Source organism: Caecibacter sp. AF58-12pH5A, from assembly GCF_027681725.1.
GTDB classification, from domain to species: Bacteria; Bacillota; Negativicutes; order Veillonellales; family Megasphaeraceae; genus Megasphaera; species Megasphaera hominis.
On the sequence record NZ_JAQDBC010000022.1, the window covers coordinates 1 to 15,989 of the forward strand.

Sequence of the window (15,989 nt, forward strand, 5' to 3'; positions counted from 1 at the left end):
GCAAATAAAAAGAGGATGTGGACAAAATGATTTCTCATTTTGTCACATCCCCTTTTTTTATATTTCTTTTGTTTTTTCTTATGAAACACGGCTCACGGTAGTAATACTTTCCAGATCTTTCTGCTTGCTTTCTATCCCTAGTGTAAGGACGACAGCAGCTACTGCCAGGAATACAAAGGCAAACATATAAAAGACGAAGCCAAAGCCAAAGCCAAAGCCACGGCCAATGACGATGCCCGTCATGAGCGGTGCTGCCATACCGCCAAAGCGGCCGAAGCCGGCAGCCCAGCCGCTGCCGAGGGCCCGGATGGAAGTGGGATACTGTTCCGGCGTATACGTATATAAAACACCCCAGGCACCGAGGTTAAAGAAGCTCATGACAGAGCCCCAGAGCATAAGCGTCGTTGCCGTGGCAGCGTGTCCAAAGAAGTAGCTGGCTACGCCACTAAAGAGGAGGAAGGCCGAGAGGGTATACTTACGCCCTAGTTTGTCGACGAGCCAGGCGGCACAATAATAACCGGGTAACTGAGCCAGCGTCATGACCAATACGTATTCAAAAGTTTTTACGACTGTAAAGCCTTGTTGGAATACCATAGATGGCAGCCACATAAAAATGCCGTAGTAGCTAAAGTTGATACCAAACCAGACGAGCCAGAGCATGACTGTCCGGGAGATAAATGGCTTCTTCCAAAGTTCGCGGAAAGAAACGACTGTCTTAGGCGGCAACTCTTCCCGGTCCGACGTAAATGGCTGTACGGGTACGTGCAGCTTTTCTTCGAGCTTGATGACTATGTTCCTTGCCTCCTGAACACGTCCTTTGGCAAGAAGATAGCGGACCGATTCTGGCATATGCAGACGAATGAGGAAGACATAAAGTGCCGGCAGGGCACCGATACCAAAGGCCATACGCCAGCCGTAGACAGGAATGAAGAAATAAGCAATGCAGGCGGCAACAATCCAGCCCAAACCCCAGAAGCTTTCCAGCAGAACGATAAAGCGGCCACGTACGCGGGACGGTGCATACTCCGATACAAGCGTCGCTGCTACTGGCAGTTCACCACCCAGACCGAAGCCGACAAGAAAGCGGAAGCATAAAAGCGACGTATAGTCCCACGATAAGGCACACATAGCCGAAGCAATGCTATACAATAAAACCGTAATGGAAAACACCTTCTTGCGTCCCAGATGATCCGCTACGGTACCGGAAATGACAGCGCCCAAGGCCATGCCGATAAGACCGATACTGCCGATCATGCCCATCTGAGCCGGGGCCAGCTCCCATTCCTTGGCTAGTACCGGCAGGATAAAAGCGATAAGGCCCGTATCCATTGAATCAAAAAGCCAGCCCAAACCTGTTACAGCAAGTAATTTGTAATGAAACGAGCCGACTGGCAACGCTTCCAATCGTTCTAATATCATGTGTAATCTCCTCCCAATCTTTTCCATTTCTTTTACAGCTGTCATGACAGCTGTCTATGTAGAGATGATACACCTAAAAAAAAATAAAAGCAATAGAAATATCTATTGCTTTTATGCATGCACCTTATTGTTTATACAGAATATGCAGCTGTTCCAAGGCTTCTTCAATGGCTTGCAAATCTTCCTCCGAGGCAGCTTCAACGACGTGAGAATGAATACCACCGCTGATCCGGCTCAGCAGTTCAGACTTGGATTCAGCCATTTTCTTGATATATTGCTCTATATCGCGACGCGAACGCAGACGCAGTGTCCCTTCCAGGTATCCATATACGTCGTGTTCGATGACGACATTTTGCACCGTGCCACCGTTATCTACGATAGCTTCCAGTTCATCCCGCACTTGATCAGGACCATGACAAACGACAAACGTCCGTTGTATGCCGCCATTACCGGAAGCGTTCAGTTGGTAGCCCCGTGGTGTAGAAATGATATCTTCGCCGTGTGCACGCAGCATAGCTACATCACCGACGATGATTTGGCGGCTCACATGACACTGGCGGGAAAGTTCTGCTCCCGTTACAGGGCCGGTCGCTTTTTCCAGTACCTCTATAATCCGTTTCCGGCGTTTTTCACTATCCATGAGCATCCTCTCCTCTAATCCATCACTGTATGTTCTGTCTGATTATGGGGGCGAAAGAGGAAAAAGGCTACGAACAACATTCCCCAAAGCAAGCCCATGACGAGACCGGGAATAAACCCCAACAATTCATTAAATAGCCAGGAATGAACTAACAGCGGCAAATAATAGACCGCCTGCTGTACGCCCGTGAGAACCAGAATTTCCACCATCAGATACAAGAGCATGCAGAGCGTACGGGGATAATAAAACATTCCGTCCGGCTGGTAATAGCAAACATGCAGTATATAGTGCCGCATCAAGATAGCACAGCCTACGCTGAGCAAGGCCCCCATCATAAACCAGAGGACAGCCAAATAGAAGAAATCGGCAAAATAGTAAATCGTCACACCATTCCACAATATATATAGACACGGTGAGATAAAAAAGTGATACATTTTCCCCTGACTGTGCGCGTGATGGCGAAGGGCAAATACAAAGAGAAAGATGATCATGCAGAGCTGAAAACCGGCCAGCATATCAAATCCCATACTCATACGGGTTCTCCTCCCTTCTCACAGTTATACAGTTATATTATTATATTTTATATTTTACCATAAAAAGTGACGTCTTATATTAGAAGAGCGTTAAATTTTTACTCAAAAAAATCCCGGCCCTAAGGCCGGGATTCCTGTGTCTGTCAAAGATTGGAAAAATCAAGAGTAGCAAAGAGATCGTTTATGGTTTCAGCACGGCGAATCTTAGTTACCGTACCGTCAGCATGCAGGAGCAATTCGGCCGAACGGAGTTTGCCATTATAGTTGAAGCCCATGGAATGACCATGTGCGCCCGTATCGTGAATGACGAGAATATCGCCATCATTGATTTCAGGCAGGCTGCGGTCTGTCGCAAATTTATCGCAGTTTTCGCAGAGCGAACCCGTTACGTCATAGACATGGTCTAAGGGAGCGTTTTCCTTGCCCATGACCGTCAGGTGATGGTACGAACCATACATCCCCGGACGCATGAGATTAGCCATGGAGGCATCGACGCCGATGTACTCTTTCCAGATGTGCTTGTGGTGGATAGCCGTCGTTACAAGGTAGCCGTAAGGGCCCGTAATCGCACGGCCACATTCGAAGGAAATACGGCATTTGTGGAGACCAGCCGGTTCCATGATAGCTTCAAAGTTCTTCTTAATGCCTGCGCTCAATACATCGTAATCGACAAAGGACTGTTCCGGACGGTACGGCAGACCAATGCCGCCGCCGAAATCGAGGAATTCGATGTTGACGCCGACCATTTTCTGTACATCTACCGCCAGTTCAAACATCATCTTGGCCGTATTGATGAGGCCGTTCGGGTCGAGTTCGTTAGAAACGACCATGGTGTGCAGGCCGAAATGCTGGACACCCTTTTCCTTGAGGATCCGGATGGCATCAAAGACTTGTTCACGCGTCATACCGTATTTGGCTTCTTCCGGTACACCAATGATGTCGTTACCGCCTTTGAGGAGCGGGCCCGGGTTGTAACGGACGCACATCCAATCCGGCAAAGGGCCGCGTTCGGTCATGTAGTCGATCATAGAAATATCATCTAAATTGATCAATGCACCTAATTCCATGGCCCGGGCAAATTCTTCATAGGGCGTATCGTTCGAGGAAAAGACGATATCGCGGCCGCGAATGCCCACTTTGTCGCAAAGTTCCAGTTCCGGCAGAGAGCTGCAGTCCGAACCGACACCTTCTGCCTTGAGCAGCTTCATAATGTAGGGATTCGGTGTGGCTTTGACGGCAAAATATTCTTTAAAATCATACGCCCAGTCGAAGGCTTTTATTAATTTACGCACATTATCAAGGATAGCCTGTTCATCATAGATATGAAACGGCGTGGGATAGTCAGCAATAATTTTGCGGATTTGTTCTTCATTAAAGGGAACGGTTTTCTTATTCATCCTGTTTTCAACTCCATCTGTATAATGTGAAATATTGTTTCTTTCTAATATTGTTTCTTCATCGTTTATATTATATAATACCCGTATACAATGTGTAAAATAGATTATTTTAATTTAAACAATTCGTTTTCTAAATCAAAATAAAAAGAAAGGAGTACTATGGACACCAACACGCTACGAACGTTTATTGCCCTGGCTCAAATAAAAAACTTTACAAAAACTGCCCAACAGCTTTTCGTCGCCCAATCGACAGTAACCAACAGGATTCACGATTTGGAGACAGAATTAGGAAAAGAATTATTTGTCCGTACACACAAGCAGGTCGATCTCACACCGGCAGGAGAAAAATTTTTGGAATATGCCCAACGCTTCATTGACCTGGAGATCTCGGCCTTTCAGGATTTACAAAGCCCTACAGCATATGCCCAAAAGATTCATATCGGTTCGACCAATACGATTTATGAGTGTCATCTGCAAAAGAATATCCGCGCCTATATGAAAGTCAATACGGCCGTTTCCCTTAACATCACCATCAGTCACACCGCCGAAATGCTGCGCAGTCTGCAGGATGGCCTGTTAGATGTAGTCTTTACGTATTCAGCCCTCTATCGCGATGGGTTTATTTGTAAACTGTACCGCACGGATACACTCGATTTGGTCTGTGCCACTGAGGATATGACCTATGCCAACGGTATCCACAAGGAAGATCTGCAGAAGATCAATTACTTGTTTTGCAATTTTGCACTCCAAGGCGTAGGCCTCTACATCCAGGATCTCTTCCCGCGCTATCATCATTTTCCCTTGGAAATCGATAACAGTACGAAACTGCCGCAATACATTGAAGAAGGGCTGGGTTATTCCTTTCTGCCCCATAGCCTGGTCGAGGAATATCTGGAACGGGGCACGTTGCGTTCGATTCCCCTCCTCGACTTTGCACCACCCAGGGTAAGCAGCTATTTTATTACTAAAGCGCCCGGCAACCTGCCGGAAGATTTGGAAGAGTTGCTTCTCGAATAATAAGATAACAAAAAAACGTCGTTTCCGGTATAGTTCCAGGAACGACGTTTTTATATTCTTACTGCGCTTTGGCAATTTCAACGAGCTTCGTGAAAGCAGCTGCGTCAGCAACAGCCAGGTCAGCCAGCATTTTACGGTCTACGATGACACCGGCTTTGTTCAGGCCGCAGATGAAACGGCTGTAGCTCAAGCCATTAGCACGGCTGGCAGCGTTGATACGGGCAATCCAAAGTTTACGGAATTCGCGTTTCTTTGCACGACGGTCACGACGAGCGTAGTACAGGGCTTTCATTACACTTTCGTTAGCCTTTTTGAAGAGGCGGGAACGAGTGCCGCGATAGCCTTTAGCCATTTTTAAGATTTTTTTATGACGAGCGTGTGCAGTAACGCCAACTTTAATTCTAGCCATTATGTATTTCCTCCAACTCTATAACATTAAAATACGCAACGTAACGATTAGATGTACGGGCACATCTTGCGAACAGCATCAACCGTTGTCTTAGCAACCAGAGCTGCTTTTCTCAGATTACGTTTACGTTTCGGGGATTTAGATTCCAGAATGTGGCTTTTGTACGGTTTCATACGTTTGATTTTTCCCGTACCAGTAGTGGAAAAGCGTTTAGCCGCAGCACGGCGGGTTTTTAATTTCGGCATAATTGAATATCCTCCTCTTACTTTGCTTTATTGACAGCGATGACCATCGTCATATTTCTGCCTTCAACTTTAGGTTCTTTTTCTACGTGGCAAACGTCCTTCAGTTCATCAGCAAAACGTATCAACAATTTTTCGCCCAGTTCCGGATGGCTCATTTCACGACCGCGGAACATAATCGTGACTTTGACTTTACTTCCTTCTTCCAGGAAACGTTCAGCAGCCTTCATCTTAACATAGAAATCATGATCTTCGATGTTAGGACGGAGCTTTACTTCTTTCAGCGTCAAGACTTTCTGTTTCTTCTTCGCTTCTTTTTCCCGTTTTTGCTGTTCGTAACGATATTTACCGTAGTTCATGATACGGCATACTGGCGGTTTGCCATTGGGCGCAACTTCTACCAGATCCATGTGACGTTCTTCAGCAATCTGACGCGCAGAGCGAAGAGACATAACACCAAGCTGTTCGTTGCTATCGCTGACCACGCGGACTTCGCGGGCTCTGATTTGATCGTTTATACGTAATTCCTTACTAATCGTCGTTCACCTCCATAAAAAAAGAACGGAATGCATACGCTATCCGTTCCTGTAGCATTACATCTTTTACCTTAGTAACATTTTAGTCGTGTAAGGTGAGAGGCGGATAGCTTCTGCTTTGTTTTCAACAGTGCTATTTTATCAAAAACTGACCCTCCTGTCAATCTAATTTTTCTTTTGTTTTTTTGATATTTTTTCTTAGCACTCTCTTGACTTATTAGCTAACAGAGTTATACTATAAGTGTAGTTAGAGAGGTTACCCTCTAACCGAAAAGGTCAAAAGAACAAATAAGTACCTGTTTCTAAGGGCACGGAATTGAAAAGAGGTTTTTACTATGAGAACTTTATTTCCTGTAAGTACAGATTTTGCATTTCCGGACAACACGTTTGATGACTTTTTCAATGGCTTATTCCAGCCGTCACCAACGACACAGTACCGCCTGCCGAAGATTGATATCGAAGATGCAGGCAAGGCATATATCCTCACAGCCGATCTGCCGGGCATGACGAAAGAAGATATTTCCCTGACCTATGCTAACGACGTCTTCACACTCCGCGCCCAGCACCAGACTGAAAAGGAAACGAAACCGGCCCAGACTGCGGCTGATCAAAAGGATGCACCTAAGGCTGAAGAAAAGCAACATGACGAACGTCACTACATCCGTCGTGAACGTTCCAACTTGGCCTACAGCCGTCAGTTTATTATTCGCAATATTAATCGCGATGGCATCGAAGCAGCCTTTGAAAACGGTGTCCTCACAGTAACTCTGCCAAAGCTTGATCCGGACGCCATCCAGGCGGGCCAGCGTATTGACATCAAATAAGGTGTTGTCAATCCTCCTTAAAAAAGCATCAGCCGCACACGCGGCCGGTGCTTTTTTGTTTCTGCCCCTATGGGAGAGGTGTCATTCCATGCGATAATACAGTATGGAATGACGGAAACAGTACATGCAGGGAGGAAGTCCCGGCAAAAAAATCCGGCCATTTCCGCAAGGGACGGGCCGGAGTTTTTACTTACGCATTTTTCACAAAGCGATAGTCTTGTTCTGCTTTGGGATATTTTTCTTTATCTATTTCGCTCATAAAATCTTTAAGCGGACGGGCATAGGTTTTCATCGTTCCCGACAGGGCTTTGTAAATGACAAACTTTTCGCCTGTCTCCGTATGTTCGGCCAGCGTAATAATCTGATATTTGCTTCCCTTAAAATGAAGCCAGATTTCATTTGCTTTTGGCAGTTCTCTCATCAGTACATCCTCCTGAAAATACCTGTAATATACTCTGCTCCCCATTAGACAAGGCAATTCTTGTCTACTCAGCAGGTTGATATATATTGTAGCACAAATCAGCAAAAATAGTAATCAAAAGGTAGTCAGTTCATCGAATATTTTCTCGGCATACGTATCGGTCATGCCGGCAATATAGTCGATACAAGCCTGGCGGTACGCTTTTTCAGAGGTAGCAATATTATAAATGACACGGTTACCAAAATCGTTGCCAAACTTATCTGCATGGGCTGTGCGGCGGCCCAGATCGGAATACTTGCGCAGCCGTTCGAGAAAATGTTTGCCCAGTGTCGGATACTCTTCCTCTAAGGCAGCCACATTCGCCAGGGTTTGTGCACCGGCGTAACACGCCTTGAGGATGCCATAGATAGATTCCAAGATGAGCCGGGCGTAGGCATGGTATACTTCCAGACGTTTATTATGATAAATATAGGTATAGTTGAATTCCATAACCCGCCGCATGAGGTCCAAATGGTCTTTTGACAGGACCAGTCCCTTGTCAGGCGTACTTTCCTTGCAAATATTCGTAATGAGGGGATACATGATGGCCGTATTAGTCACCGATTCCAGCTGGGCGTGCAGATGACCATTGAGCTCCCGTTTCAAGTCCTTCAAGGGCTTACCGTCTTCTTTTAAGATACGCAGGCGGACGGCATCTTCAATATCCCTGCCGAGATAAGCTATTTTATCGGAAATCTTGACGACGCAGCCTTCCCACGTATAAGGTTCGCACTGGTTCGGCTTGCTGATGCTCTCTAACGCAATGGGCTCTGTCCGCGGCCGGAGAACAGTCTGGTGGACTTCCCCGCAGTGACAAATAATGCCATCGCGCACAGCATAGGTCAGCATGAGATTGGACGTACGCCCGGCCGGATCGAGAAGGGTTTCAATATCATCTACGACGCGCAGTCCCTGTTGTTCATGCCAAAACATTTCGCCCAATTCATTTTTGCTAATGTCCCGCAAGACCCGTTCGCCTAAGTGGCCGAAAGGCGAATGGCCCAAATCATGGGCGTTGGCAATGGCCTGGATCAGTTCCGTATTAAGGCCCAAATGCTGGCCGATCGTGCCGCTTACAGAAGAGACTTGGTTGACGTGTTCAATGCGCGTACATATATGATCGTTCTTGGTCGTAAAAAACACTTGGGTCTTATGCTTTAAACGGCTATACGCCGTAGAATGAATAATACGGGTATAATCGCGGCCAAATTCCGTACGGAAATCATCAGGTCTGTGATATAACGTTCCCTGGCGTGTAATCGCCATAGGCCAATGTGGATTTTGTTCATCCATGCGCACAGAAAGAAAGGAATTTTTCACGCCAAAGCCCCCTATCACTTTTTTTTATACTGTCTGTATACGTAATAAATCGTCAGAATCAGGGTTGCCCAAATGATGACACGGCCGCCGTATTGGCCAAATTTCAGAAGGTCATGGCCCAGCCATACTTCGACGAGGACAGAAGGAACCTTGCCGATCAGTGTCGCAATGAGATGATCGCGGAAACCGATGGAGCTCATGGCTGCTACAGCTGTAATAACCAAGTTAGGAGAATAGGGAATAGCCCTGGCGATAGATACGGTTTTAATGGTGCTGTATTTATCCAGTTTATCCGACAAGTGGCTTCGTTCTACGAGCTGCCTTGCCTTATCCCGCAAGACGGTCCGCATGATGATAAAGCCAAGTATATTTCCCAATACCTCTCCTACCCAGGAGAGGAAAATCCCCGGTATAAGGCCAAAAATTGCACCGCTAACCGTCAAAAAAGGAATAGACGGCAAGCCCGTTACGTTACAAATAACGATCATAAAGGTTGTAATGGCAATAGCACCATAGCCGAAAGAACCGATATATTCGATGAGGCCCTGTACGTTGCCATCCAAGGTCAGGCGGAACAGAGTCCGGTAAAAATCAGGAATGAAATATTGAACGGCCGCCAATTCAATGATGATGATGAAAAGCACGCTCAATTTCATCACTTTATCTAATTTTGAACCATGTATCATGATCACACTCTTCTTATCTACGTCAATTTTTCAGTACGTCCTGCAGAAAATACGCTGCTAGGGCTTTTCCGGATGGTCTTCCCGCCATTGACGTAAGGAGGCCTGCGCCCGTTCTATTTGAATGTGCTGTGCCTCTTTTTCAGCAACCCGTACGTGCAGCCATTTTTCAGCTTCATCCTGAATGCATTTATACAGATTGCGGGGAAAATCAGGGCACGTTGTCGTAATGCCCCGGGGCTGGACGGCTTCCCGTTCCAAATAATAATTGTTCGGATAATAGGCCGTCGCCTGGGGGTGACACGGATCCACATACAGGCGGTCAGCAAAGGCGCCGCTTACGTTTGTCAGTTCGAATTCATCAATCGTACCGATGGTTCTCCGCTTATGGAAAAACACGCGGCCACCGGTCGTGCGCATACGTAAGCGCGACAAATAGGAAAATTCACCAATGGCGCCGTTAACAGGAATGGGATTGGTCAGGTCATGGCCAAAATCCCCGCCGGCCTGAGGGAGAACATCACAAGCTTCGCCAGCCATAACCCGTTGCCGTTCCGCTTCCGGTAACTCTTTATTTTGTCGTTCTGTATTATTCATAATTTCCAAGGCTGAATCATAGAGCTTTTCGCTTCGCGTCCGTTGCGGACCCTCTTCATACAATTTCTCAAAAAATCCCATAGCCTGTGCCCTCCCTTATATTTACTATTATTATAGCACGCCAAAAAAACGCGGTGCAACTGAGAAACGCCACCATTATTTCTAGCTCTCATCATTTTTGTTTTTCTTTTCATCAGCTGTTCCTTATTGTCAACTTTTAATAAATTTTAAAAAGTTGACTTATAAAATAAAAGGACGTATAATATGCGTGTCTTTATATGCTTTAGTAAAGGAGCACACACGTATGAACGAGTTAGAAGCCTTAGCCACCCTGCTGGCACAGCTCAAAGGAGAACGCTACACCGGTTCCCTCTTGGTGCGGGCACGCTGGCAACACGCGCGGCCTGGCGGAGAAAGAAAAAGCGGCCTGGATATCCGGCAGCAAAAGCAGCATGTAGAGCGCGTCTGCTGTACGTATGTGACGGACCGGCGCGTGAGTACGCTGGAAACGGATCTGCTCTTAGGCAGCCACGCAGCCACAGCAGCCCCGGCTGTTGCCCTGCCTGCTGCCCCGCCCTTACGGCGTCTTTCTTTTTCGGCCGAAGAAATTACAAACTTTGTCTGCCGCGTAGGCGATACGAATGTACTCCACACCGGCGACCGTCCACTGGTCCCGGGGCTCTTGATGTTAGAGCGCCTAGCAACACTACTACAACCGGACAGCATAGACATCCGGTTCCACCAGCCCCTTTGGTCCGGGGAAACGCTTTCGCTCTATCTGGCTGGTTCTCTGTGTACAGGCTTTGTCCAAAATCGCTTGTGCTTTAAAGCAATCTTGAAAGGAATTGGTGAATCACATGACGCATGAAGCCACGGCCCCGGCGGGCCTTTCTATCCGCACTGTAACAAAGATGTCCATTTGCGTAGCCCTGTGCTGCGTGTCGGCCTACATTTCTATTCCCTTGCCCTTTACAACGGCCATGATTACGGCTCTCACAGTAGTATTAAATCTGACAGCCTTTTTGCTCAAGCCACGACAGACGTTCATCGTCATCTGCGTCTGGATTCTCCTGGGCATTGCCGGTTTGCCCGTCTTTGTCGGTGGTACAGCCGGGTTTGGCAAACTGTTTGGTCCTACAGGCGGCTTTATCATTGCCTTCGCCCTGGCCTATCCCTTAGTCAGCCTCTTAAAGGGAAGCACGCCGTCCTTCTGGCGCTACAGTCTCGTTTCCATCGTCCTGGGTATCCCTGTTACCTACATTGGCGGCGTCATTTCCATGGTTCTCGTCTTGCACGTGACACTCTGGCAGGCCTGTGTCATGGCTGTTTTCCCCTTTATTCCCGGCGATATTGCCAAGTGCCTCCTGGCTGCCTTCTTGGGCGTAAAGATCAACCATCTGCAACGCTAAGAGGAGGTTTCTATGAAAACGTTTTTTTCGTCTGCGCCGCAGGAGGTATACATCCTCGGTGGCCTGCGCACCCCCTTAGGGGCCAAAAACGGCCAGTTCAAAGACATCCGTCCGGAGCATCTCGGCGCTGCCGTACTACGGGAGCTCTGCCAGCGCTATGAACTGACCAAGCTAGACGGTATTTTCGGCGGCAATGCCACTGGTACAGGTGGCAATCTGACACGTCTCATGGCCCTCTATGCAGGCCTTTCTGCCCCTATGGCATGCACCGTTGATATGCAGTGTGCCTCTGGTGCCGCGGCAATAGATTTCGCCTGGTCCCGCATCCGTGCAGGCCTGGGCGATGTGTATCTTGCCGGTGGCATGGAAAGCGCCTCTTTGCAGCCCGTGCGGCAATATGACCCAAAGGACGACCGCTACAACCAGCTGCCAAATGGCCGGTATGAAACGGCTCAATTTTCACCGGACACATTGTCCCAAAGGGCCATGCTCGAAGGGGCCGAACGGACAGCGCGCCTGGCAGGCATCAGCCGGGACGAGCTCGATGCCTGGGCCCTCAGGAGTCACCAAAAGGCAACGGCCGCCCGGAAAGCCGGCAGTCTCAGGGAATGTATTGTCCCCATTGACGGCCAAAGGGACGACGAAAGTATTCACCCTCGTTTAAGCAGCCGTCTTCTGGCCCGTATGCCACGCCTCCTGGGGCCCGGCACGGTGACTACAGCCGGCAACGTCTGCCCCTTGAATGACGGCGCGGCCTTCGTCGTTCTCTGTTCCGGCCGTTTTTTGCAACAATCCGGCTATACACCGGCTGCCAAGCTGCTCTACGTCGCAGGTGGCACAGGCAATCCTGCCGAAAGCCCGCGGGCAGCCCAAAAGACGGCAGATATACTGCTACAGGAAACAGGGCTTGCCTACGACGACCTGGATGCTATCGAATTCAACGAAGCCTTTGCCGTCATCGACGTCCTCTTCGCCCGTTCCCAGCCTCAGGTGCTGGACCGTTACAACCGTTTTGGCGGGGCTCTGGCTTACGGCCACCCGTACGGTGCATCCGGCGCGGTTCTCGTGCTACACGCCTTGCACTCCCTGGCAGCAGTACACGGACGCTACGGCCTTGTAGCCATTGCCGGCGCTGGCGGTACTGGTGAGGCTTTACTGCTGGAGGCCTGCCCATGAATTACTACGATCTCTTAGTCCGGCAGGCTGCCCGGCTGGGCAGCAAGCTCTTTTTACAAATCGATAGCCGCGTCCATACCTATGCAGGCACACTGGCCGCAGCGAATGCCTTAGCGGCTGACCTGCCAAAGCTCAGCGGCACCATTTTGATTTCCGGCGCCGGCCTGTGGCAGCAGGCCGTACTCTTTTTTGCTCTGCAAAAGAAAGGCTGCCGTCCCGTCCTTCTCCATCACGAGCTCAGTCACGACGACTGCCTGCACTTAGCCGCGCGGTATCAGCTGCAAGGCCTGGTCACGTGGTACGACAAACTGAGTTGCCAGACCTTTCCGTACGCAGAGGCTCAGTCTTCTCCGGATGATTGTCTGGGCGTACTCAGTTCCGGCTCGACGGGACTGCCTAAGGTCTTGTACCGTACCTGGGCCAGCTGGGCTGATTTTTTCCCTGTACAAAACGATATCTTTCATATTGGCCGGGAGACGCGCCTTTTTTTACAAGGAAATCTGAGTTTTACAGGCAATTTGAATGTCTGTCTCAGTATCCTTTACGCCGGTGCCACACTCATCGCCTGTGATACCCTGTATAGCCGGACGTGGATCCGCCTCATGCAGGAGTATGACATAACGGCCATGTACCTCGTACCGACAAAGTTGCAATTATTAGGTCGTGTACTCAGAGAGCCCTTACCGCTTGTGCGCTGTATTTTTACGGGCTCCCAGCTCCTTTCGACGTCTCTTTACGGCACACTACACCACTATTTCCCGCAGGCAGAAATCATTGCCTACTACGGCGCGACGGAGCTTAATTATATTACGTACCGCATCTACGACGGTTCTGCCACAGATCCGCAAAATATGGGCAAGCCCTTTCCCGGCGTCAGTCTTTTTGTCAAAGATGGCTGTATCTACGTGGATTCACCATACCATGTGAGCAGCATCAGCGTTCCCTATACGCTGGAAGATACAGGCTACCTGACAGAAAAAGGGGACTTATTCTTTACGGGACGCAAACAAAGCTGGATCAATAAGGGCGGCTATAAGCTGAATTGTCTCTATTTAGAACGCAAATTAAAAACCTTGCCGTCAGTCCGTGAAGCCGTTGCCCTGCCATTGGCAGATAGACTGCGTGGTCAGAACTGGGCGGCCTGCATCGTAACCACCGCAGCTACATCGCAAGCATCCGTGCGCCAGGCCATACACCACCTCTTATCGGTAAAAGAACAGCCAGCGGCCATCCTCTTCCTGGATGCGTTACCCCTTAATGACCGTGGTAAAATAGACCATAACGCCTTAACCGGCTACGTACAAAAAAACCTTACATAAGCGAAAAGCCCCTGGGAGCCAGTTACACTGCGTTGCTCCCGGGGGCTTTTTCAATGGCCTACTTATTTTCAATTTTGGCGATATTCTTTAACTCAATGGAAATGGTGCCATCATCATTATTAATGAACTGGATATAATCGGTATTATCAAAATATTCCGACGGAAAGGTAATTTCAATGCCCGTGTCCGTCTTAATTTTATGTTTTCTCCCTGTCCGCTGGGCAAATTCCCGCTGCACCGGCACGTCGTCCGGCAGTTTTGCCGCTTCCACTTCCTGAATGAATTCCTGCTGCATAGCCTGATCATCAGCAAAAACGGCATGCCCCAATTCTTTAGGCGAAAAGGATTCTGACGTTTCTGCATTATCTGCCAGGAATGATTTGGCCCGTGACAGTGCTTCTACACTGCTGCCGCCGTGTTCTTCGGCTACCTTTTCAGTAATCTTGCTGACCATTTTGACAGCCTGGCGGCCGGAAATCCGTGCCGTGCACTGCAGCAACCGATCCGGCAGGATGTACAGCTCTTCGCCATTACAGGTCCGCTTCTTGTCTACGAAGCGGATGGACATATCCGTCAGACGAATCAGGGCATACGCCTCTGTTTTCTGGCTGGAGCCTGGCAATATAGCGTAATGCTTAATGAGCTTGTTATAGATCTCACCGTCTTCATCCAAAACCTGGTGTGTGTAGGCCGTTTTATGATCGAGAAGGATCAGGGCCAGCGTCCGGGCATCGTCGTCATCCTGATAGTCGACGACCAGAAAATCGACGGATTCATTCTTATCACAGGGCGCCAACACATCGTACAGCTTCTTTGCTGCCGTAGCAGCAAAATCCGTAAACGAAAGATCCCCTTCAATCAGTTGCTGCAGCCACTGCTGCAAGGCGCTGGTCGCATAAAAGATGCCTGTCTGCTGAGCGGGATCCTTCATCAGTCCGTTTACGCGTTTATCTACGTATTCATAGACGACATCGCTGGAAAAATCCAGTTCTTTCTTCGAAAGAATACACATATTCGTATCAAAATCCAAAATATGGAGTATCGCATTATGAATCATCATGGTCTGAATGTACTTCCTTTCTTCCTCATGGGATCAACGTCTTGGACACGCTGGCTACCAGTGTCTGCAGCCGCTGTATATGGGATTCTTTATTTTTTTTCATGCGTGTCGTCGGCCCGGAGATACTGACGGCCCCATACGACCAGCCTGTTACGTCCAATAACGGAACAGCATAGCACGTAAGGCCATCTTCGGCCTCTTCATCATCACAAGCATACCCAGCCTGCCGGATTGCATCGAGCACCTGCAGCAAAGCCGCCGCATGCGGCAGTGAATGCTGTGTCAGCTGGGGAAACCCAGCTTGTTTCAGGTACTGGTTCACAGTCTGTTCGGACTGATAGGCAAGAATCGCTTTGCCCGTTGCCGTAAGGTGTGCATATTGCCGATAGCCCAGAGCTGTTTCCATTTTCAGCTGGTTTGTGCCGAGGGCCCGGTCGATAAACATGACATGTACAGCATCATCGAGCATGGCCAGATGACAGGTTTCGCCGCTTTCTTCTGCTAATTTTTGTAAATGGGGATGGATAACAGACACAAGCTCCATGCGGTTATAGGCGAGCATACCCAGGGAAAATAAGTTTAAACCCAGCCGGTATGACGCGTGATCTGTTTTTGCCAAAAAGCCTCTATTTTCCAAGGTCACAGCAAAACGAAACGCCGTACTGCGGCTAATGGAAAGGAGCCGGGCCATATCGTTAACAGTCAGCTCCTCATAATCAAAAAACAGATTTAACAGGATCAATACATTGTCGACGGAGCTTAATATATATTTCTTTTTCTCTACATCATTGATCATAGTCTCACTCCTCACGCACACTATTTTACCATATTTCCCGGATACCGGCACAGGTGCGTACGTTTCATAGGATTGACTTTTCCTTTGTCAGTTACTATAATGAAGTAAATAGTTCATATACAGATACAATTGTATCTGTATATGAACACAAT

19 protein-coding genes are annotated in these 15,989 nt (G+C 48.5%); 6 read left to right on the forward strand and 13 right to left on the reverse strand.

Annotation, left to right across the window (positions count from 1 at the left end):
- Nucleotides 1–78 precede the first annotated feature (78 nt).
- From PGX44_RS09560 to PGX44_RS09575, 4 genes are all read right to left on the reverse strand, one after another.
- On the reverse strand, nt 79–1,419 hold the full coding sequence (locus PGX44_RS09560; RefSeq protein WP_498855209.1) for an MFS transporter: 1,341 nt from the start codon (nt 1,417–1,419) through the stop codon (nt 79–81).
- Between the two features lie 124 nt (nt 1,420–1,543).
- Nucleotides 1,544–2,059 (reverse strand): transcription repressor NadR, encoded by a 516-nt coding sequence (locus PGX44_RS09565; RefSeq protein ID WP_498855210.1) that lies wholly within the window; start codon nt 2,057–2,059, stop codon nt 1,544–1,546.
- Between the two features lie 14 nt (nt 2,060–2,073).
- The gene (locus PGX44_RS09570) at nt 2,074–2,592 is read right to left on the reverse strand and encodes a hypothetical protein (protein WP_498855211.1); all 519 of its coding nucleotides are present in this window, start codon (nt 2,590–2,592) and stop codon (nt 2,074–2,076) included.
- A 143-nt stretch (nt 2,593–2,735) separates the two neighbouring features.
- On the reverse strand, nt 2,736–3,989 hold the full coding sequence (locus PGX44_RS09575; RefSeq protein WP_498855212.1) for a diaminopimelate decarboxylase family protein: 1,254 nt from the start codon (nt 3,987–3,989) through the stop codon (nt 2,736–2,738).
- 159 nt (nt 3,990–4,148) lie between these two features.
- Here PGX44_RS09575 and PGX44_RS09580 point away from each other — a divergent pair, with 159 nt between their 5' ends.
- Nucleotides 4,149–5,006, forward strand: coding sequence for a LysR family transcriptional regulator (locus PGX44_RS09580; protein WP_498855213.1), 858 nt, complete (start codon nt 4,149–4,151; stop codon nt 5,004–5,006).
- Nucleotides 5,007–5,064: 58 nt separating this feature from the next.
- Here PGX44_RS09580 and rplT read toward each other — a convergent pair whose 3' ends face one another.
- From rplT to infC, 3 genes are read right to left on the reverse strand one after another with little or no spacing between them, the layout of a single operon-like run.
- Nucleotides 5,065–5,415 (reverse strand): 50S ribosomal protein L20, encoded by a 351-nt coding sequence (rplT, locus tag PGX44_RS09585; RefSeq protein WP_186504541.1) that lies wholly within the window; start codon nt 5,413–5,415, stop codon nt 5,065–5,067.
- Nucleotides 5,416–5,462: 47 nt separating this feature from the next.
- Nucleotides 5,463–5,660: a 50S ribosomal protein L35 gene (gene rpmI, locus PGX44_RS09590; RefSeq protein WP_186504542.1), complete on the reverse strand. Its 198-nt coding sequence runs from the start codon at nt 5,658–5,660 to the stop codon at nt 5,463–5,465.
- A 17-nt stretch (nt 5,661–5,677) separates the two neighbouring features.
- Complete coding sequence (gene infC / locus PGX44_RS09595) at nt 5,678–6,142, reverse strand: translation initiation factor IF-3 (protein WP_498855214.1); 465 nt, start codon at nt 6,140–6,142, stop codon at nt 5,678–5,680.
- 386 nt (nt 6,143–6,528) lie between these two features.
- Here infC and PGX44_RS09600 point away from each other — a divergent pair, with 386 nt between their 5' ends.
- Nucleotides 6,529–7,017, forward strand: a complete 489-nt coding sequence (locus PGX44_RS09600; protein WP_498855215.1) for an Hsp20/alpha crystallin family protein — start codon at nt 6,529–6,531, stop codon at nt 7,015–7,017.
- Nucleotides 7,018–7,207: 190 nt separating this feature from the next.
- Here PGX44_RS09600 and PGX44_RS09605 read toward each other — a convergent pair whose 3' ends face one another.
- From PGX44_RS09605 to PGX44_RS09620, 4 genes are all read right to left on the reverse strand, one after another.
- Nucleotides 7,208–7,438, reverse strand: coding sequence for a DUF1653 domain-containing protein (locus PGX44_RS09605; RefSeq protein WP_186503199.1), 231 nt, complete (start codon nt 7,436–7,438; stop codon nt 7,208–7,210).
- Nucleotides 7,439–7,552: 114 nt separating this feature from the next.
- On the reverse strand, nt 7,553–8,797 hold the full coding sequence (locus PGX44_RS09610) for a deoxyguanosinetriphosphate triphosphohydrolase family protein (protein ID WP_498855216.1): 1,245 nt from the start codon (nt 8,795–8,797) through the stop codon (nt 7,553–7,555).
- A 14-nt stretch (nt 8,798–8,811) separates the two neighbouring features.
- Nucleotides 8,812–9,483: a TVP38/TMEM64 family protein gene (locus PGX44_RS09615; RefSeq protein WP_498855217.1), complete on the reverse strand. Its 672-nt coding sequence runs from the start codon at nt 9,481–9,483 to the stop codon at nt 8,812–8,814.
- Between the two features lie 57 nt (nt 9,484–9,540).
- Nucleotides 9,541–10,158, reverse strand: coding sequence for a hypothetical protein (locus PGX44_RS09620; RefSeq protein WP_498855218.1), 618 nt, complete (start codon nt 10,156–10,158; stop codon nt 9,541–9,543).
- Between the two features lie 223 nt (nt 10,159–10,381).
- Between PGX44_RS09620 and PGX44_RS09625 the strand changes: the two genes are divergently transcribed.
- The 4 genes from PGX44_RS09625 to PGX44_RS09640 are packed head-to-tail and all read left to right on the forward strand — an operon-like array spanning nt 10,382 to nt 13,981.
- Complete coding sequence (locus PGX44_RS09625) at nt 10,382–10,945, forward strand: hypothetical protein (RefSeq protein ID WP_498855219.1); 564 nt, start codon at nt 10,382–10,384, stop codon at nt 10,943–10,945.
- Entirely contained in the window at nt 10,935–11,486 is a 552-nt protein-coding gene (locus PGX44_RS09630; protein WP_498855220.1) for a biotin transporter BioY, read from the forward strand. The genes PGX44_RS09625 and PGX44_RS09630 overlap by 11 nt, the downstream gene beginning before the upstream one ends.
- A gap of 12 nt (nt 11,487–11,498) precedes the next feature.
- Complete coding sequence (locus PGX44_RS09635) at nt 11,499–12,662, forward strand: thiolase family protein (protein WP_498855221.1); 1,164 nt, start codon at nt 11,499–11,501, stop codon at nt 12,660–12,662.
- Nucleotides 12,659–13,981 (forward strand): AMP-binding protein, encoded by a 1,323-nt coding sequence (locus PGX44_RS09640; protein ID WP_498855222.1) that lies wholly within the window; start codon nt 12,659–12,661, stop codon nt 13,979–13,981. The genes PGX44_RS09635 and PGX44_RS09640 overlap by 4 nt, the downstream gene beginning before the upstream one ends.
- 58 nt (nt 13,982–14,039) lie before the next feature.
- Here PGX44_RS09640 and PGX44_RS09645 read toward each other — a convergent pair whose 3' ends face one another.
- Nucleotides 14,040–15,041 (reverse strand): nucleoid-associated protein, encoded by a 1,002-nt coding sequence (locus PGX44_RS09645; protein ID WP_498855223.1) that lies wholly within the window; start codon nt 15,039–15,041, stop codon nt 14,040–14,042.
- Between the two features lie 25 nt (nt 15,042–15,066).
- Nucleotides 15,067–15,837: an IclR family transcriptional regulator gene (locus PGX44_RS09650; protein WP_498855224.1), complete on the reverse strand. Its 771-nt coding sequence runs from the start codon at nt 15,835–15,837 to the stop codon at nt 15,067–15,069.
- Nucleotides 15,838–15,989: the final 152 nt, after the last annotated feature.

Excerpts from the sequence above, each read along its gene's own strand:
- rpmI (WP_186504542.1), bottom strand. The coding sequence starts at position 5,660 with ATGCCGAAATTAAAAACCCGCCGTGCTGCGGCTAAACGCTTTTCCACT.
- PGX44_RS09620 (WP_498855218.1), bottom strand. The coding sequence starts at position 10,158 with ATGGGATTTTTTGAGAAATTGTATGAAGAGGGTCCGCAACGGACGCGA.
- PGX44_RS09650 (WP_498855224.1), bottom strand. The coding sequence starts at position 15,837 with ATGATCAATGATGTAGAGAAAAAGAAATATATATTAAGCTCCGTCGAC.
- rplT (WP_186504541.1), bottom strand. The coding sequence starts at position 5,415 with ATGGCTAGAATTAAAGTTGGCGTTACTGCACACGCTCGTCATAAAAAA.
- PGX44_RS09605 (WP_186503199.1), bottom strand. The coding sequence starts at position 7,438 with ATGAGAGAACTGCCAAAAGCAAATGAAATCTGGCTTCATTTTAAGGGA.
- PGX44_RS09560 (WP_498855209.1), bottom strand. The coding sequence starts at position 1,419 with ATGATATTAGAACGATTGGAAGCGTTGCCAGTCGGCTCGTTTCATTAC.
- PGX44_RS09635 (WP_498855221.1), top strand. The coding sequence starts at position 11,499 with ATGAAAACGTTTTTTTCGTCTGCGCCGCAGGAGGTATACATCCTCGGT.
- PGX44_RS09630 (WP_498855220.1), top strand. The coding sequence starts at position 10,935 with ATGACGCATGAAGCCACGGCCCCGGCGGGCCTTTCTATCCGCACTGTA.
- PGX44_RS09575 (WP_498855212.1), bottom strand. The coding sequence starts at position 3,989 with ATGAATAAGAAAACCGTTCCCTTTAATGAAGAACAAATCCGCAAAATT.
- PGX44_RS09625 (WP_498855219.1), top strand. The coding sequence starts at position 10,382 with ATGAACGAGTTAGAAGCCTTAGCCACCCTGCTGGCACAGCTCAAAGGA.
- PGX44_RS09615 (WP_498855217.1), bottom strand. The coding sequence starts at position 9,483 with ATGATACATGGTTCAAAATTAGATAAAGTGATGAAATTGAGCGTGCTT.
- PGX44_RS09570 (WP_498855211.1), bottom strand. The coding sequence starts at position 2,592 with ATGAGTATGGGATTTGATATGCTGGCCGGTTTTCAGCTCTGCATGATC.
- PGX44_RS09645 (WP_498855223.1), bottom strand. The coding sequence starts at position 15,041 with ATGATGATTCATAATGCGATACTCCATATTTTGGATTTTGATACGAAT.
- PGX44_RS09640 (WP_498855222.1), top strand. The coding sequence starts at position 12,659 with ATGAATTACTACGATCTCTTAGTCCGGCAGGCTGCCCGGCTGGGCAGC.
- PGX44_RS09600 (WP_498855215.1), top strand. The coding sequence starts at position 6,529 with ATGAGAACTTTATTTCCTGTAAGTACAGATTTTGCATTTCCGGACAAC.
- PGX44_RS09565 (WP_498855210.1), bottom strand. The coding sequence starts at position 2,059 with ATGGATAGTGAAAAACGCCGGAAACGGATTATAGAGGTACTGGAAAAA.
- PGX44_RS09580 (WP_498855213.1), top strand. The coding sequence starts at position 4,149 with ATGGACACCAACACGCTACGAACGTTTATTGCCCTGGCTCAAATAAAA.